The following is a 17778-nucleotide window of genomic DNA, read 5'->3' on the forward strand; positions in this document are numbered from 1 at the left end:
TGTTATGGCTAATGTTACTGGTAACAGTGTATCCAACTGACTTGGAATTTGAAGTCTAATTTAGTAAAAAATTGATATAGCAACATAATTAAAAACGCCCTCATCTAGAGGGCGTTTGCAGATTCGCTATGCTTTAACTGTTACTTCAACTCTCGGAGATTGACTCCAAGTAACATGAAATTTTTCCGATTCTTCACTATCCACTCTTGAGTAGGTGTGAGAACCAAAATAGTCCCGTTGTGCTTGCAGTAGATTCGCAGGCAATACCTCACAGCGTAGTGAATCGAAGTAATTCAATGCAGAGCTGATCCCAGGCATCGGTACCCCAAACAAGGCAGAGTTAGCGACTGCAATACGCCAAGCAAGCTCCCGCTCTTCCACTTGTTTGATGAAAGCCCCATCAAACAGTAGGTTCGCTAGCCCACCATTTTTCTGATAAGCCGCTGTGATACTTTGCAAAAATGCGGCCCGAATAATACAACCCGCACGCCAAATCTTAGCAATTTTCGTGAAATCTAAATTCCAACCTGCTTTGTCTGAAGCTGTCTTTAATAAATCAAAGCCTTGAGCATAAACAGACAACTTGGCGCAATACAGAGCATCATGAAGTTCAGAGACGATTTCAGATTTATCTAACTGGCTTGAATCAGCAATGTTACCTTTAAGAAGCTGACTGCCTTGCAGACGTTGTGGTTTTTGACCACTCATCGCACGCGCATAAACGGCCTGTGCAATCGTTGGAGTTGGGCAACCTTCTTGAAGGCTGTTTACCGCTGTCCACAAGCCTGTACCTTTCTGCCCAGCTTTATCTAGCACCACTTCTACAAACGGCTTACCCGTTGCATCATCTTCATGTTGAAGAATATCGGCGCTGATCTCCATTAGGTAACTGTTTAAAACACCGTTATTCCATTGCTCAAAGACCTGCCCAATCTCTTGAGCTGGCATTTCAAGCACATCACGCATGAAGTGGTACACTTCGCAAATAAGCTGCATGTCAGCGTATTCGATGCCATTGTGCACCATCTTCACGTAATGACCGGAACCTGAAGGTCCAACATACGCAGCGCACGCCTCACCCGCTTCAAACTGAGCAACAGGTAAACCGTTCGCATCCACTTTTGCAGCAATCGCTTCCCACATTGGCTTCACATATTGCCAAGCAGACTGGTCACCACTCGCCATTAGCGCAGGGCCAACGCGCGCCCCCTCCTCACCACCAGAAACCGCGGTACTGAAGAAGCGAAGTTTGCCTTTATAATTCAATTCGCGAGTTTCGGTATCGGTCCAAAGGCTGTTACCAGTATCGATAACAATATCGTCGCTCTCTAAACCGGCTTCTAGCAAGTTGTTCACCACAATGTCAACGGGCTTACCTGCAGGAACCGACAGTGCAATGACACGCGGTTTCGCTAATCCTTTTAAGACATGCTCAAGGCTAGTTCCATTGGTAAACTGACCTTTGCCCCCAGAAGATTTATTGAGTTGTTTCGCTTCCACACTAGCACGTACAATATTATCAGCGTTGAGGTCAAAACCAGCGACGTTAAACCCATTATCCAGTAAGTTGAGAGCTAGGCTTTTCCCCATCACTCCCAAACCAATCATTGCAATGTCATTTTTTACCTGAGTCATGATTTAGCCTATCTGTTTAATTTGATTTAGCGCACTTTCGACGACTTGCTCAACATCTTGTGAGATGTCGACAATGAGTGCCTCGTCTGACTCAGGTTCCACCAAGGTTGCGAATTGACTCTTCAACATTTCTTGACCATTGAAATAATGGTTCTCACGAGCTTGATGGCGGTTCCAAATAGTATCGAAACTGCCTTGAAGGTACACAATCACTAAGTCTTCATTATTTTTACGAAGAGTATCGCGGTACTGCGGCTTCAATGCCGAGCAAGCAATCACCGCACTTGGTTGTTCTATATATTGCTTATTAAGCGTTTCTAGCCATCCTTGACGATCGTCGTCTGTCAGTGGAATACCTTGACGCATCTTTTCTACATTGCTTTGCGGATGGAAGTCATCTCCATCAAAAAACTGGAGCGTTAATGCTTCTGCGATACGGCTACCAATCAGGCTTTTTCCGCATCCAGATACGCCCATCACGAGTATTTTTTTGCTTTTCATAAGGCAAGCCTTCCCTAAGCCCCAATCCAAACTGGGGCTGACAATCGAATCTAATAGTTAAACTTGTATTGCAGCGGTTCGGTTCCTGAGTGTTAAATTCGGTCAGGAACCTTTGCTGTTATTGCCACCAAAGCGCTAGCTGAGGGAAGATAATAACCAGTGCCAGCACCAATACTTGAAGTGCAATAAACGGCAGTAGTGACGTGAATATCTCACCCAAGCTGATATCTTTTGGTGCTACCGATTTCAAGTAGAAAGCCGCAGGACCAAACGGTGGCGATAAGAACGACACTTGCATGTTTAGACAGAACACAACACCAAACCAAACTGGGTCGAAGCCAAGGCCAGTGATGATTGGGACGAAGATTGGCATTGTTAAAAGTGCCACACCTACCCAGTCAAGGAACATACCAAGTACCAACAAGATAGCCATCATGATTAACAGCGTTACTGTCGCGTTGCCGCCACTTAGCGCAAGGATGGTTTCTTCAACAAAATCAATACCGCCCATTAGGTTGTAGATACCAACCAGAGCACTTGCACCGATACCAATCCACATGATCATGCCGCAAGTGCGCATTGTTGCCATAGCACTCTCTTTCAGCATGTTGTAGTTCAGCTCACCACGGATAAGCGCACTGATCATGATACCAACCACACCCAAAGCAGAAGCCTCGGTTACTGATGCGATACCTGTGTAGATACTGCCTAGAACGGTGGCTACTGAAAGCAGTGGGAAGAACAGAGCCTTGAAGTAGCTAGGCTGATTAGCGATGTCTTCTTCTGTTTCCTCATCACTTGGAATTGGCGCCAAAGAAGGATTCAGCTTACAGCGAATTAATACGTAGCCGATGTAACAACCCGCTAGGATAAACGCTGGTAAGAAAGACGCTTTGAACAAATCACCAATTGATACGCTGGCTGTCATACCATAAATGATCAATACAATACTTGGTGGAAGCATGGTGCCTAGCGCGCCACCGGCACAAGTTGTACCGATAGCAAGCTTACGGTCATAACCTAAGCGAAGCATTTGAGGCAGAGCAAGAATACCAAGCAGTACGGTTTCACCACCGATAACGCCCGACATTGAAGCCAATAACACGGCTACCAATAAGGTTTGTACCGCAACACCACCGCGAACTTTACGTCCTACCGATTTCATAGCATCAAACAGGTCACGTGCGATACCTGAACGGTCTAATAAAGCCGCCATTAATACGAACATTGGAACCGCGAGGAATACATAACCAGAAGCAAAACTGTAAGTTCGGCTCGCAATTAAAGGCAAAGCATCCGGACCAAACCAGCACAGGGTGAAGAAAATCGCGACAAAGCCTGTTACGAACGCTAGCTGCATACCAGTCAGTAGCAAACCAATCATCATAACCAGCATGAGCAAACTGCCCCATGCAATACCAATAGAAGATAAATCAAACATCGTCATTCTTCCTTAGACCCATCAACTCTTGGATTAGGTGCAATACAAACTGGACAACAAGAACACATAAAACGACAAAGATCAGACCTTTAAGCAGCGCAGGATAAGGCGCGTTTAACACTGAGCCTGATGTCTCAAGACGGAACTCACCCCACGGTGCAAACCATGATTCTTCCGCAGTAAAGTAAGCCGCGTAAGCCAGCATGCCCGCAAAGGCTAAACCAACAATGTGGTGAACAAGATTTAAATACTTACGTGTTTGGTTAGACACTGAATCGTAGATAAGAACAACACGTACATGTTTATCAGCCGCGAAAGCGTAGATGCCACCAATAATAAATAATGAACCGCCGATGAAAGACGCTGTTTCATGTACCCATGTGGTTGGTGCATCAAATGCATAACGCATCACAACTTCATAAAATGAAATCAATACAGTAAAAATAAACAACCAGCTAACGAGATTACTGAACTTTATAATAAGGCGATCAAGCGCATTTCTTGGTTGTTCGTCGTTTTCAGCTGGTGCGTGAGGGATTTTATCGGTCATGAGCCAAATTTCCTGGGAGAATACGGGAGAGCAGTGCCCTCCCCCGTCAATAAGCTAAGTTTGAGTTACAGCAAACCGTTTTCTTCTAGGAACACGGTCACAGAGGTGTAAACTTTTCCTGCGTTATCAGAACGCTCTGCAAATACTTTCCATTGACCTTTCGCGATTTCACGGAACTTCTTACGTTCTTCTTGTGACCAGTCGTGGATAGTAATTTCAGGGTTCGCTTGAGCTTCTTTAAGCGCAGCTTGGTCAGCCATTTTCAGCTGAGTTGTCATGTCGTAAGAGAAGTCACGCACTGATGTTTGCAGCATTGTTTGTAGATCAGCAGGCATCTTGTCCCATTTCTTCTGAGAAATAGATATATCGATAAGCGGTAGTGAATGGAAACCCGGTTGAACTGGATGCGTGGCAATGTCGTTCATGCCCGCTTTTTGGTTGGTAGAAAATACGGTGTAGTCAGCGGCATCAATGACACCTTTGCTTAGACCGGTAAATACTTCAGAACCCGGTAGGTTTACTGGAGTTGCGCCTGCTGCTGCAAATACTTGCTGTACTAGACCTTCTGGCGCACGCAGTTTAAGACCTTTAAGATCCGCTACACCATCGATTGGCTTTTTAGAAATAAATGACTCAACGCCGGTTGTTGAAGCACCAACGAACTGAACACCGTAAGGCTTGTAAAGCTCAGTCATTAGCTCGTTACCGCCGCCATAGTTCATGTATTGAAGCAGTTGTGTTGTATCAGACCATGCGCCAACCATGTTACCGATAAGACCAAATGCTGGATCTTTACCAGAGAAGTAACCCGTAGCTGTAATATGACCATCTAGGATGCCCATTTTGATCGCGCCTAGCGTTTCTGTGTGCTTAACCACAGCACCTACAGGAAGAAGGTCGATGTCGATGCGTCCGTTAGACATCGTTTCTACGCGCTCAGCCCACTTCTGCTGAACCTTGAAGTTCAAATCACCAGATGGATCTGAAGACTGAATCTTAAGTTTAAAGTCTGCAGCCATTGCTGAAGTAGCAAATAGGCTGGTGAGGGAAGCAGCAATCAGCGTTTTAGTCAGAGCTTTCATTTGGGTATCCTTATGAGTTTCACAGAGTCCGGCTTGTTATTATATGTTACCGGTAACGTTGAGGTGGATGTTACCGGTAACTTTACGACATTGTCTATGAGAAGGATCACATCTTTAACATTAGTAAAACGTTTGCTATCAATAAGAAAAATGTGACTATAAAGTCACATTTTTGGTTGGAGGTATGAATTAATTTCTATTTAAGTCAGTGAGATAACTAAACCAGCAATGATAAAAACAACGCCTACACCACGAGTCATGTGCCACTTTTCCTTCAAAAAGTAGATCCCCATCACTACACCGAAGATGATGCTTACTTGCCTAAGTGCCACAACCAAGCTGACATTGTCTGTCATGGTCATCGCAAACAACACCAAGCCATAAGTCGATGCCATCATAATGCCTGCTGCGGTTGCACGCTTACGCAGTACCCAAGCACTCTGGAACTCAGCTTTTTGGTTCGTCACCAACAACCACAAGCTCAGCGGTATGACAATGGCCCAAAACTGAACGCCTAAGTAGAAAATTGCCGTGTGCTTATTAGTAATAATTGATGTGCTTAAAGGGTCCAATAACAAAAGGGCTTCTTTATCAATAATCGAGTAACCCGTGGTACCAATAGCGGCTATTAATGCCCACAACACGCCAAGGTTCAAATAAGCTTTGAGTCGTAAGTCTATAAATCTTTTAAGCGGGACGAACAAACACCCAACAGTGATCAATACAAACCCCAGCCACTGATTCATAGAAAGTTCATAGCCAATCGAAACCGTCCCTAACCCGACCATCAGGACCGGTAATGCACGCGCCATCGGGTATATGACACCAATATCAGCCTGTTTATAAGCCATCCCCAAACCTATCAAATAGACGATTTGAAAAATCCCACTAAAAAACACCAACATCCAAAAAACACTGGGGATTTTCTCGATGCCCAGCGTCATGGAGTACCAGAACAAATATGGCGTTAACAATAAAGCGGCGGCAGAGCCAGAAGCGAGGAAAAATGCAGAGCCTGAACCTTGATTTGATTTTCCTAAAATATTCCACCCTGCATGTAACAATGCAGAAAAAACCACAATGATGATGGCTGTGACTTCCATTTTTATTCCTTGAAAATAGCTCATAAAAAAGGCCTCCCAGAAGGAAGCCTGCAACGATGAATCAGAAATTATGGCTCTAGTTTTCTATCTTTTTACTAGCTTCTATTTCCTAACTTTAGCGCTCTAACTGGGCTATCGACTCGATACTGATAGCATCATGTCGCCAGTATTCGATATCACAATCTATCAAATCACCTTTCTGATTGTAATTAACACGCTCAACCACCATTGCTGGCGAACCAGACGTTGCACGTAGGGCTTGAGCCGTATCTCCGAGTAAAGACGTAGTGCTGACGCGATAACGAATTTTCTGATACACCACACCAAAATGTTCACGGTAAATATCCGTTAATGACTTGGATAAATCGTGATCGAGTAAATTAGGAAACAGTTCTGGTCGAATAAAATTTGTGACGAACACCACTGGGCGATCTTCCAAATATCGGACACGATCAACCTTATATACGTCTGAGAAAGGAGGCAGTTTCAACAAATTCACCGCTTGTTTTGTCGCGAGCATACTTTTGGCTGATACGAGTTCAGTTTTTGGTTTTCGATCTTGCGACAAAGCCATGTTGGTGAAATTAAGCGTTTGTGTTGGGTCATAACGCAAAGGCGATGGAGAGATAAACCAACCGCGGCGGTCTTCTCGATAAATTTTGCCTTCCGCTTCAAGCAGTGACAAAGCTTCGCGCAATGTGACACGAGTAGTATCAAACGATTCGGCAAGCTTACGTTCAGCCGGAAGCTTTTGTCTTGATGACAACATTCCCGACTCAATCTGTTCAACGATGACATCTTTAATTTTAACGTATTGCACTTACTTTCCTTTCTATCGTTCTTTTACGAAGCATTCGCTTACTAGCATTGCCTAAGCTGAATTTTTCTTTAGCTCTATTCTTCTTTAGTAATAGGTTTCTTTAGTAAAAATTTTCTTAAACAATAGCTTTCTTCAGCGATATTTACAGAGCCTAAACCACTAACGCTTACGCCAAGCTTGGGTTCTTTTTTCACAGAACTTATTCGTTGCCATGTGCATAAGCTTTGCGGTTGCCGCTGATAACATGATCATCACTGCCATTGCCGCAGCTGCACCGGTTTGCCCAGCATCATCCATATTTAATACTGAAACTGAAGCAGGAATCGTATCTGTCGAGTATAAGAATACTACAGCAGAGGTGGTGGTTAGTGCATTAATAAAAAGATAAGTCGCAATATCTAAAATTGCTGGTAAACAGACGGGCACAGTGACCTTAAAGAACAACTTATACTGGGGCAGATTGACGGAAGCTGCGGTGGCTTCAATCTCTGCTGGTATTTGCTTTAATGCCGTTAACGCTGTCATATGACCGACTGTGTAATAGTGCACGATGGTATTAATCACTAGGAATGTCATGGTGCCATACAACACATTCAAAGGGTTACTCATATCATTGAAATAGAAGATATAACCAAGACCCAACACCATTCCTGGAACCGCCATAGGCACGACGCTGACCATCTGCATAACTTGACGGATAGGCGCAAAAGCTCGCCCTTTCTCAATACAATAAGCACCAATAAAGATAACCACGGTACCAATAATGGCAGTCCAAGCTCCCAACGTGAGTGAATTAAAAAATGGCGTCCACCCGTAGGTACTCATTTCAGAAAAATTATAGTTATTCAGCGTTAGCGCTTTGTTCCAAGGCCAGAATGTCACCAAGGAGCCATAAATCGCCATGCCTAAAACCGTGATAACCGCTACTGAGATCATAAGACAATAGACAAAACAGATCCCATCTCGCATGGAATTCGGCTCTGGTTGGTAAGCCACGGAACGAGTATCAAACAGACTTTTTTGCTTCTTTTGAACCCAACGGTCAACACCAAACGCCAATAATGCAGGAGCCAGTAGTAAAATACTTGTCACCGCACCCATAGAAAAATTCTGCTGACCAACCACTTGCTTGAAGATGTCAGTCGATAACACATTGTAGTTACCACCAATCACCTTGGGCACACCAAAGTCACATACCACTAAGGTAAACACCACAATCAAAGTGCTTATCAAGCCATATTTTGCCGCAGGTAATGTCACCATAAAAAAGGTTTTCAAAGGCGAAGTATTCAATGACCTTGCCGCTTCATATAAGCGAGCATCCGATGTTCTTAACGATGTAGTGAGGATCATCAATGCATGTGGAAAGGTCCAGAAAATCAATCCAATTGAGATCCCAATTAATCCATAGATCGAATGTCCACCTAATACTTCTTTGGCGATGCCTTGATTACCAAAAAGAAAGATCAAGCTGATTGCAGGAAGCAATGAAGGAGCAAGAATCGGTGCCGACCCCAACACTTGAAAGAGACCTTTGAAAGGCATACAAGATCGAGTAAGTGCATACGCGTAACCAAACGCCAACACACCAACAATCACGGTGACCAACACACCTAAAGTGAATGTATTACCAACCGACTGCCATAAGCTCTGTGAAGAAAAGTAAGTAGCGAAGTTTTGTAAACCGACAAATTCCCCTTCATTGTTCTGCACACTTTTTTTGAGCATTGCCCAAAGCGGCATCAAAATGAACAGTGACATCATTAAGGTTAATAAAGCCAGTAATGCAAAAAGAATGACGTTATCTTTACTCATTCTCGCCATGAAAGCGTTGGCTCTAAGTTTGGGGGAACGCATTGGTGCCATTTCCATGCTCATCTCAAGCCGCCTCTGTTTTCTTCAAGCCTTTTGAGGCTGATTGATTCATGGATTGATTTCCGTTGCAGCCATTTTTTCGACTATCACGAGTTTGAGAGCCAATGGAGTTCGACGAGTAAGCTCTTAAGCCCTCTTTATCAAACTCGATATAACGAATATCCCCTCGGCGTAGTTTCAACTTATTGAATTCTTTAACAGAGATATCCACGACAATCTCTTTAGCTAGTGCGTCATGCTGCAATTCACACTCCACCCGATAAAACGCGCCTAAAAATTCACAAGATAGAATTCGAACGGGTAATGAGTCATTGAAGTGATCAACAAATTGAATCTGTTCCGGACGAACAGCTAGGTCAAACCTGTCCCCTTGCTTTGGAGACAAATTATCGAAAACCGGTAAAGACAGCATCGACTCAGCGATTCGTATTTTAGAATACGTCGCCACCGAGGCTTGTATGAAATTCATTGTGCCCACGAATTCCGCGACAAAACGACTCGTCGGTTTTTGATAAATATCTTGTGGATCGCCTACTTGCTCTATCACACCATGGTTCATGACAACAATACGATCTGCCATGGTTAGCGCTTCATCTTGATCATGAGTCACCATGATAGTGGTTATCCCCAACTTACGCTGTAACTGGCAGATTTCATCTCGTAAGTGAGTACGCACTTTTGCATCAAGCGCAGATAAAGGTTCATCCAGTAGTAGCAAGCCAGGAGATAAGGCTAAAGCACGAGCCAGAGCGACACGCTGCTGCTGCCCTCCCGATAATTGGTTTGGGTATTTATGCGCTGACGTTGGTAGCCCTATTGTTTCTAACCACGCTTCCACTTTTGTTAATGCATCTTGGTTGGACATACCTTGATTCTTTAGCCCAATTGCAATGTTTTCTTGAACCGTTAAGTTTGGGAACAACGCATAAGACTGGAATACGATCCCAAAGTCTCGCTTTTCAGGAGGAAGAAAAGTCGTATCAGAGCCATTTTGATGAATAGCCCCTGAAGTAGGAAGATCTAAGCCTGCGATCGCTCGGAGTAATGTCGTTTTGCCACAGCCTGAGGGACCAAGGAAACACACAAACTCTCCTTTTTCTATCGATAAGGAGATCTGCTTTAACGCAGTAAATTGACCAAACTGTTTTACAACGTTTTCAATATTTAAGTAAGGTTGGTTGCTCATGCTACAGCACTCTTTAAATGGTATATACCAAATTTAAACTTTGAATATTGCAGTTGAGTGACAAATTTATAGAAGGTAAGTGACAGTTATATTGCAAACAAAATACCCAGCAGAAAGCTCGACTGGGCTATTAACAACAAAGCTTCCACCCACTTGTTGAAATAGGGATGAAAGCTTCATTATTTACTCTTATTACTATTTTTATTCAAACTCTTAGGGTTACTATCCCAAGTTCCAGCCGTTTTAAATGTCGTAATTTAAAGCCGCAGTCACCCCACAATTTTATCAGCAGGCTAATCGCCCCCAATTCAAAACTTGCCATTGGTTTGGTTCTGCATATGGCGCAATACGTTCGCAAGGGTTAACCAAGTACGCTCGGTCCGCGAATTCACACATTGGCAAGTCATTGATCGAGTCAGTATAGAAATGAAGTTGATTAAAGGATTGATTCTGAGAACCCATCCACTCTTGCAGACGCACAACTTTACCTTGCTGATAACTGGGAGTACCTGCAATTTTCGCTGTGTACTTTCCCGATTCTTCAACCAATTCAATGCCAATAGCATTCGGTATGTCGAGTTTCTGAGCAACACAATCAACAATAAATGCAACCGTCGCTGAGACAATGATGATTGGGTGACCATGCTTCTTGAGTGTCTGAATCAATTCCAGCGCTTGGGGGAAAATTCGTCCTAGCACTTTGCTTTGTACACACTCTTCCACCAGCCGAGCAACTTCATCTTTGCTTTTGCTACTGAGCGGTGCCATCGCAAATTCAAGGTACTCCTCCATAGAGAGTAAGCCTCGGGAGTAGAGATCCATTAAACGCTTGTCTTCTTGAAGAAAATCAGGATCTTTTACGATACCTTTTTCAATAAGAAACTCGTTCCAAATCATTGTACTATCGCCATCGAGTAGCGTTTCATCTAGGTCAAATACATACAGTGGAGTTATCATACCTGTTCTCACTTATTTGGTCCGTTTAGGTTAATCCTGATCGAATCTAAGACTCTACTTTATCGGCTTTGCCAGCGGCTCCAGCAAGTTTAGCCAATTGCTTATCTAGCCACATTGGACGCTGATTCGCATCTTCTGCATTTTCTTTTCGGCGAACGGCATCTCTAACCATCATCGCCCCTACCCAACGAATCGGCTCTGGTGGAAAATAACCTCGAGGACCGCTAGTTAAGCCACTACGCGTCCACTCGTTATCCATTCCTAGCACCATGGAAGATAAAATTTTACCGCCCATTCGGGTTTGCGCGACACCGTTACCTGAATATCCAAGCCCATAATAGAGGTTAGATTGATCTTTTAAGTTACCGAAAAATGGCAACCCTGTGACTGAACGATCTGAACCGCCAGACCAGTTGTAATCGAATTCACTCTGCTCCAGTTTAGGAAACAGCTTTTGGAAGGATTGATGAAGAATCGGCAAATAATCAGTCGTTTGGTTGAACATGGTTTCGACTTTATTGGCAAACGAGAATTTATTGCCACCTTTACCCAACATGAGTCGTCCATCTTGGGTGTCACGGTAGTAATGAACAAAAATACGAGAATCCACCACTGCCGCCCCTTTCTCGGGACCAAACTGTTTGAGCTTTTCAGGAATAGGCTTGGTCACAACCATATCCGACGATACAACCACAATGCTGCGTTTAAACTCTTTAAAATGATCGAGCATCCAGGCATTGAGCGCTAAAATCACTTTACCTGCCAATACAGACCCACCCTTGGTTTGGATACGTGCCGGCGATCCGTAATCGAGGGAAGTCATCTCTGTATTTTCGTGAATTTCAACACCCAAATCGAGCGCGACACGGCGTAAGCCTCTCGCTAATAAAGCCGGTTGCACACTGCCTGCCGCTTCAGAGTAATAACCTTCAATGTGACGATTTGAACCCGCTTTTTCAGGCAAGGAGTCATCACACTTTTTCCAGCTATTAATGCCCTGCTTGGCCAACTCATTCACAACGGGTTGCATTCCACCTTTTTGAGCTTCATTGGTCGCCGTGTAGTAAGTACCACTTCGATAAAGGTGAGCATCAATTCTGTGTTCGTTACAGAAAGCTTCAATCTCGTAAATGACCTTTTCAGATTCCTTAACCAACCATTTGGCTTGTTCTTTCCCATAAAGCTTCTTCAGCGTTGGGTACTTAGTCGACCAAGTCAGCATGCATCCTCCGTTCGCTCCAGATGCACCGCTGCCACACAAGCCCTTTTCGATAACCACCACATGTTTTTGAGGCTGCTGTTGCTTGATTAAAATCGCCGTCCATAAACCAGTGTAGCCACCGCCAACAATAGCGACATCACATCTAACGTCTGTTTGAAGCATCGATGCGGATTCTAGCCCCGCATCGATGCTACCAAACTCTTGCTCTAATGCTTGCTTAAACCAATATGAGTAGTGCTTTGTCATTTTTGTACCTTACCTAAAACTTAAAGGCGTAAACTAAAAAAGGAAGACCGAAGCCTTCCTTTACAGATTCCTAACTTCTCATGAGCTGCAGAGCTAATAATCTCGTCAACTAGTAATCTCGCAAGCTAATAAGCCCGTAAGCTAATAAACTAAAAGGCTAATTAACTAGACCGCTAATTAGCTAAACAGTCAATGAACTAAACAGCCAATGAACTAAACCGCTCAGTAAATTAAGATTTAGGCTCAGATTTAGAATCAAACTTTTCAGACCATGTTTTAAGTACTTGCGCACGTTCATTACCCATGCGTGCAAAGTCCATTTTTGCCATGTTCTTTTCTACATTGGGGAAGTTTTGCACCGTTGCGGTAACCTCTTGGTGCCCTACTACTGGGTACATCTCGATGTACAATTCGTTTGCTGATTTAGAGATAGACCAATCTACGACTCTCTTTGCAGCATCTGATGGCTTCACCAAACCTACCGCTTCTGATTCCCAGCCAATACCTTTTGGTGTAATCACCGCCAGAGGTGCGCCTTGTGTCTTTAATTTTGCGCCACGGCTAGCCATGGAAATACCAATGGCAACTTCTCCCATGCCAGCTTGCACACAAGGCTTAGAGCCAGAGTGAGTGTAGTGTGCAATGTTTTTATCTAGCTTATTCATGTAGTTCCAACCTTGGTCTTCACCCATGTTTTGTAGCCAAGCTGACACCTGCATGTACCCCGTTCCTGAAGACGCAGGGTTTGGCATAGCAATATGACCTTTATAGACAGGGTTGGTTAAATCTTCCCAAGTTTTAGGCTCTGGTAGGTTAAGTTGTTTTGCAACGATTTTATTGAAGCAAACGGCGTTAAAGAAAGCGTCGTTACCAAACCATGCTTGGCTTGATTGAGGGTCGTTCAAACTTGTTCTTAATGACTCCACACCTTGCGGTGTATAAGGCGTCAGAATACCTTCGTTTTTCAGCAGTGCCATTGAAGAACCAGCAAGTCCCCATACCACTTCTGCTCTTGGGTTGTTTTTTTCAGCAAGCAGCTTTGCCGTCATAATGCCTGTTGAGTCGCGTACCCATTTGATTTCCACATCTGGGTTTTCGTTTTCGAATGCAGTTTTGTACTTCGCAAGAATATCGGTTTCAAAAGCCGTGTAAACCGTCACTTCCTGTGCAGCAAGCGCATTATTCGCAAGTAATGATACAAGTGCAGCAAGTGATCCTTTCATTAAACGGTTTTTCATTATCTTCTCCAATTAGGCAATGTTGTTTGTCTATCAATGAATTAGTAAATAATCAGCACACGGATTCTGACTAGATTGCGAATCTTATTGGTATGTACCAGTTATTGAGTATTAACCTAAAACAGGTTTGTGACGGTTACATGAACAAAAAATGGCAATTTCAAGATATAAACTAAGCGAATAGCTGACCGTTAAGTATCAATGTGAAGCTTTTATTAAATTACTTTACTGACCCTTTACCCGACCTAATTTCGGTTGCTAAAGTAATAGCCACTTTATGGTATAGTCCAAATGGAAATTAAAATGAAGAATGATTACTTGCTGCTTACACCGGGTCCTTTGTCGACTTCTGAAACGGTGCGTCAAGCCATGCTGAAAGATTGGTGCACTTGGGATGATGAATACAATAAAGATGTGGTTGAAGTTATTCGCCAGAAATTAGTGTCGCTGGCGACCAAGCAGCATGGTTACACAAGCGTTTTAATGCAAGGTAGTGGTACTGCATCTGTTGAAGCCACTATCGGCAGTGTGATTGGCAAAAACGGTAAATTACTTGTTGTGGATAATGGCGCTTATGGCGCACGCATTGCTCAGATAGCAGACTATTTAAGCATTCCTTGCCATGTCGTTTCCCCTGGTGAAACTTCTCAGCCTGACTTAAATGAAATGGAAAAGGTATTGGCTAAGGACTCAAGTATCACCCACGTTGCGATTGTGCACTGCGAAACGACGACGGGTATGCTAAACCCAATAGAACGAATCTCTACACTCGCAAAACAACATCATAAAACCGTAATTTTAGATGCGATGTCGAGCTTTGGTGGCATCCCAATGGATATTGCCGAGCTAGGGATTGACTACATGATCAGCTCCGCCAACAAATGCATTCAAGGCGTGCCTGGGTTTGGGTTTGTCATCGCAAAACAATCAGAATTAGAAAAGTGTAAAGGGCAAGCACGCTCATTAAGTTTGGATCTTTATGACCAATGGCACTGCATGGAAGTGAATCATGGAAAGTGGCGTTTTACTTCTCCAACTCATACCGTTCGAGCTTTCTACCAAGCCTTGATTGAATTAGAAAAAGAAGGTGGAATAGACGCGAGGCACCAACGTTATAACACTAATCAAACCACATTGGTTACGGGCATGCGCTCATTGGGTTTTGAACCACTTCTAAACGATGAATTACACTCACCTATTATTACTTCATTCTATTCTCCAACCCATAGTGACTATCAATTCAAAGAATTTTATGACCGATTAAAAGCCCAGGGCTTTGTTATCTACCCTGGAAAAGTCTCTCACGCTGAATGCTTTCGAATCGGCAATATTGGTGAAGTGTACCCTGCAGACATTGAGCGTCTGATTGGCGCGATTGAAAAAGCTATGTACTGGGAAGTTTGCTAATGACTGATTCCCTAGAAAGAGTTCATGCTGAAGACACTATTCATATTGAAACGGTGGCTGCTAACCAAGAAAAATCGAGAGCGCCTCAACAAACAATTCCTGCCACACACTTTCGAAGTGAGGGTGATGTAAACACAACGCCAGCAAGACAAGCTTGGAACGAATCTTTAAATCATCAAGCGACCCAAAAATTGTTGAAACGCGATTCTGAAGTGTTCCTTCACCAAGCCATGTCTACGCCTTGCCTTGACTCTTTAGAGGCAGCAGACGGTATCTATCTACAAGACTCGTCTGGCAAAAGGTATATGGATTTTCATGGAAACAACGTGCACCAATTGGGTCATGGGCATCCACATGTCATCAAAAAAATGACTGAACAAATGGCTTCATTGCCTTTTTCACCTCGTCGATTCACGAACGAAACCGCCGTCAAATGCGCTGAAAAACTGACTCAAATTTGTAGCGGGGATCTAAACCGAGTGTTATTTGCTCCAGGGGGCACTTCTGTTATTGGGATGGCATTAAAACTGGCACGCCATGTCACCAATAATTTCAAAGTAGTATCCCTATGGGATTCATTCCATGGTGCATCTTTAGATGCTATTTCTGTTGGCGGCGAAGCATGTTTTCGAGAAGGGATGGGACCTTTAATGGCAGGTGTAGAGCGAATCCCTCCTGCCGTTTCATACCGTGGTGCTTTTCCTAATCCTAATGCTTCTAACAATGACAATAACCAAGACCAAGCCAGTGACGTCCACTACGCTGATTACTTGGAATATGTCATAGAAAAAGAAGGCGGCATTGGTGCGTTTATTGCTGAAGCAGTGCGGAACACTGATGTGCAAGTACCCAGCAAAGCATATTGGAAACGAATCAGAGAGATTTGTGACAAACACAACGTCCTATTGATCATCGATGACATCCCTAATGGTATGGGGCGAAGCGGCGAATGGTTCACGCATCAAGCTTTTGATATTGAGCCTGATATTTTATGCATTGGCAAAGGTTTAGGCGGGGGGCTCATTCCAATAGCCGCCATGATTACAAAAGACAAATACAACACTGCTGCACAAGTCTCTTTAGGCCATTACACTCATGAAAAAAGCCCACTTGGTTGCGCGGCTGCTCTTGCAACAATCGAAGTCATTGAACAAGAAAAGCTATTAGACAAAACCCAATCTGATAGCAAGTTCATGCGCGAACAATTACTCCGCATGAAAGAGAAGTACCCTGTGATCGGAGATGTTAGAGGCATAGGCCTTCTATGGGGAGTCGAACTTGTCACTGATAGAACCACAAAAAACCGTGCCTTTGATGAAGCGGAAGCCACTTTATATCAATGCTTAAACAATGGTCTGAGCTTTAAAGTCTCCCAAGGTAATGTCATTCAATTGAGTCCACCACTCATTATCAGTCGCACGAATTTACAGGCTGCGCTCAATATATTCGAAAACGCCATTCAGCAAGTCTGTATTGATTTCAATTACATCTAGTGGAGAGCCTACTTTTACGCTCTCGCCTTATTTACTACACAAGATTCATTCACCAATTTTTTTACCCAAGTCGTCAGTTCCATTTTAAAACGAGCATGATGACAACGGAACAAACCAGATAGGATTAGAAAATGAATAAGACATCACCAGTACAAGCAGTGATTTTTGACTGGGCAGGCACGATTGTCGATTTCGGCTCGTTTGCTCCTACCAGTATTTTTGTTGAAGCATTCAAGCAAGGTTTTGATTTCGATATTGATCTATCAGAAGCTCGAGAGCCGATGGGATTAGGCAAATGGGATCATATTCAAGCCGTGGGGAAAATAGTCTCTGTCGATAAACGTTGGAACGAAAAATTCGGACGTTCAATGACCAACGACGATATTGATGCGATCTATGCTGCTTTCATGCCTCTACAAAAAGCGAAAGTCGCCGATCACGCCGAACCTATTTTAAACGCTATTGAAGTAGTAGATAGTTTAAAAACACATGGCATCAAAATTGGGTCTTGCTCTGGTTACCCTCGCGAGGTGATGGACGTATTAATTCCTGTAGCCACTGACTATGGCTATAAGCCAGACTGTGTTGTGGCTACTGATGACTTGCCTCAAGGTGGTCGCCCGGCTCCTTATATGGCACTTAAAAATGTCATTGACTTATCAGTAACGGACGTTGCTGCTTGCATTAAAGTTGATGACTCGACACCAGGGATTTACGAAGGTCATAATGCGGGAATGTGGACCGTGGGGCTATTACTCTCCGGCAATGAAGCAGGGCTCACTTATCAAGAATTTCTCAATGCTGATGAAGCAACATTAAGTGCGGCTCGTGAAAAAGCGAGAATAAAACTGAATAAATCAACACCGCACTACTTAATCGATACCATTGATGATTTCCCAAGTGTCGTCGCGGATATTGAAAAACGACTGCTTGCTGGTGAAAGACCTTAAAAAAACCACGTCATTTAAACCTTGCTCTCTTGCAACCGCTCTCTAACACTTCCCCCCTAATTAAGCCTTCGT

At 43.6% G+C, this 17778-nt stretch carries 14 protein-coding genes and 1 pseudogene; 3 read left to right on the forward strand and 12 right to left on the reverse strand.

The genetic code is table 11. The features are described from left to right. Positions 1 to 126: 126 nt before the first annotated feature. The 12 genes and pseudogenes from gndA to F0226_RS02805 all read right to left on the reverse strand — a co-directional run bounded on the left by gndA (position 127) and on the right by F0226_RS02805 (position 13856). Positions 127 to 1635 (reverse strand): NADP-dependent phosphogluconate dehydrogenase, encoded by a 1509-nt coding sequence (gene gndA, locus F0226_RS02750; RefSeq protein ID WP_171734179.1) that lies wholly within the window; start codon positions 1633 to 1635, stop codon positions 127 to 129. 3 nt (positions 1636 to 1638) lie between these two features. After that, positions 1639 to 2136: a gluconokinase gene (locus F0226_RS02755; protein ID WP_171734180.1), complete on the reverse strand. Its 498-nt coding sequence runs from the start codon at positions 2134 to 2136 to the stop codon at positions 1639 to 1641. Positions 2137 to 2254: 118 nt separating this feature from the next. Continuing rightward, on the reverse strand, positions 2255 to 3577 hold the full coding sequence (locus F0226_RS02760; RefSeq protein ID WP_171734181.1) for a TRAP transporter large permease subunit: 1323 nt from the start codon (positions 3575 to 3577) through the stop codon (positions 2255 to 2257). Beyond that, positions 3570 to 4127: a TRAP transporter small permease subunit gene (locus F0226_RS02765; protein WP_171734182.1), complete on the reverse strand. Its 558-nt coding sequence runs from the start codon at positions 4125 to 4127 to the stop codon at positions 3570 to 3572. Before F0226_RS02765 ends, F0226_RS02760 begins: the two co-directional genes overlap by 8 nt. Before the next feature lie 65 nt (positions 4128 to 4192). Continuing rightward, complete coding sequence (locus F0226_RS02770; RefSeq protein WP_171734183.1) at positions 4193 to 5209, reverse strand: TRAP transporter substrate-binding protein; 1017 nt, start codon at positions 5207 to 5209, stop codon at positions 4193 to 4195. 200 nt (positions 5210 to 5409) lie between these two features. Beyond that, the gene (locus F0226_RS02775) at positions 5410 to 6312 is read right to left on the reverse strand and encodes a multidrug transporter (protein WP_171734317.1); all 903 of its coding nucleotides are present in this window, start codon (positions 6310 to 6312) and stop codon (positions 5410 to 5412) included. 115 nt (positions 6313 to 6427) lie between these two features. Then, complete coding sequence (phnR, locus tag F0226_RS02780) at positions 6428 to 7132, reverse strand: phosphonate utilization transcriptional regulator PhnR (protein WP_171734184.1); 705 nt, start codon at positions 7130 to 7132, stop codon at positions 6428 to 6430. A gap of 159 nt (positions 7133 to 7291) precedes the next feature. Continuing rightward, positions 7292 to 8989 carry a putative 2-aminoethylphosphonate ABC transporter permease subunit gene (locus F0226_RS02785; protein ID WP_253820738.1) on the reverse strand — a complete coding sequence of 566 codons (1698 nt, stop codon included), beginning with the start codon at positions 8987 to 8989 and terminating at the stop codon, positions 7292 to 7294. Positions 8990 to 9110: 121 nt separating this feature from the next. Then, positions 9111 to 10193: pseudogene (locus F0226_RS02790) on the reverse strand (putative 2-aminoethylphosphonate ABC transporter ATP-binding protein); the annotation flags it as partial. A 285-nt stretch (positions 10194 to 10478) separates the two neighbouring features. Beyond that, entirely contained in the window at positions 10479 to 11150 is a 672-nt protein-coding gene (locus tag F0226_RS02795) for an HAD family hydrolase (RefSeq protein WP_171734186.1), read from the reverse strand. 46 nt (positions 11151 to 11196) lie between these two features. Beyond that, positions 11197 to 12618: an FAD-dependent oxidoreductase gene (locus tag F0226_RS02800; protein ID WP_171734187.1), complete on the reverse strand. Its 1422-nt coding sequence runs from the start codon at positions 12616 to 12618 to the stop codon at positions 11197 to 11199. Between the two features lie 230 nt (positions 12619 to 12848). Further along, entirely contained in the window at positions 12849 to 13856 is a 1008-nt protein-coding gene (locus tag F0226_RS02805; RefSeq protein ID WP_171734188.1) for a putative 2-aminoethylphosphonate ABC transporter substrate-binding protein, read from the reverse strand. 303 nt (positions 13857 to 14159) lie between these two features. On the opposite strand from F0226_RS02805, the gene phnW reads away from it, so the two are divergent. From phnW to phnX, 3 genes are all read left to right on the forward strand, one after another. Continuing rightward, on the forward strand, positions 14160 to 15263 hold the full coding sequence (phnW, locus tag F0226_RS02810; RefSeq protein WP_171734189.1) for a 2-aminoethylphosphonate--pyruvate transaminase: 1104 nt from the start codon (positions 14160 to 14162) through the stop codon (positions 15261 to 15263). Next, positions 15263 to 16756: an aspartate aminotransferase family protein gene (locus tag F0226_RS02815; RefSeq protein ID WP_171734190.1), complete on the forward strand. Its 1494-nt coding sequence runs from the start codon at positions 15263 to 15265 to the stop codon at positions 16754 to 16756. The genes phnW and F0226_RS02815 overlap by 1 nt, the downstream gene beginning before the upstream one ends. Positions 16757 to 16887: 131 nt before the next feature. Further along, positions 16888 to 17706, forward strand: coding sequence for a phosphonoacetaldehyde hydrolase (gene phnX / locus F0226_RS02820; protein WP_171734191.1), 819 nt, complete (start codon positions 16888 to 16890; stop codon positions 17704 to 17706). Positions 17707 to 17778: the final 72 nt, after the last annotated feature.

The sequence above is a fragment of the Vibrio sp. 99-70-13A1 genome (assembly GCF_013114625.1).
In the GTDB taxonomy this organism is placed as follows: domain Bacteria; phylum Pseudomonadota; class Gammaproteobacteria; order Enterobacterales; family Vibrionaceae; genus Vibrio.

Coding starts and splice junctions, on each gene's coding strand:
- gndA (WP_171734179.1), bottom strand. CDS start 1,635: ATGACTCAGGTAAAAAATGACATTGCAATGATTGGTTTGGGAGTGATG.
- F0226_RS02755 (WP_171734180.1), bottom strand. CDS start 2,136: ATGAAAAGCAAAAAAATACTCGTGATGGGCGTATCTGGATGCGGAAAA.
- F0226_RS02760 (WP_171734181.1), bottom strand. CDS start 3,577: ATGTTTGATTTATCTTCTATTGGTATTGCATGGGGCAGTTTGCTCATG.
- F0226_RS02765 (WP_171734182.1), bottom strand. CDS start 4,127: ATGACCGATAAAATCCCTCACGCACCAGCTGAAAACGACGAACAACCA.
- F0226_RS02770 (WP_171734183.1), bottom strand. CDS start 5,209: ATGAAAGCTCTGACTAAAACGCTGATTGCTGCTTCCCTCACCAGCCTA.
- F0226_RS02775 (WP_171734317.1), bottom strand. CDS start 6,312: ATGGAAGTCACAGCCATCATCATTGTGGTTTTTTCTGCATTGTTACAT.
- F0226_RS02785 (WP_253820738.1), bottom strand. CDS start 8,989: ATGCGTTCCCCCAAACTTAGAGCCAACGCTTTCATGGCGAGAATGAGT.
- F0226_RS02795 (WP_171734186.1), bottom strand. CDS start 11,150: ATGATAACTCCACTGTATGTATTTGACCTAGATGAAACGCTACTCGAT.
- F0226_RS02800 (WP_171734187.1), bottom strand. CDS start 12,618: ATGACAAAGCACTACTCATATTGGTTTAAGCAAGCATTAGAGCAAGAG.
- F0226_RS02805 (WP_171734188.1), bottom strand. CDS start 13,856: ATGAAAAACCGTTTAATGAAAGGATCACTTGCTGCACTTGTATCATTA.
- phnW (WP_171734189.1), top strand. CDS start 14,160: ATGAAGAATGATTACTTGCTGCTTACACCGGGTCCTTTGTCGACTTCT.
- F0226_RS02815 (WP_171734190.1), top strand. CDS start 15,263: ATGACTGATTCCCTAGAAAGAGTTCATGCTGAAGACACTATTCATATT.
- phnX (WP_171734191.1), top strand. CDS start 16,888: ATGAATAAGACATCACCAGTACAAGCAGTGATTTTTGACTGGGCAGGC.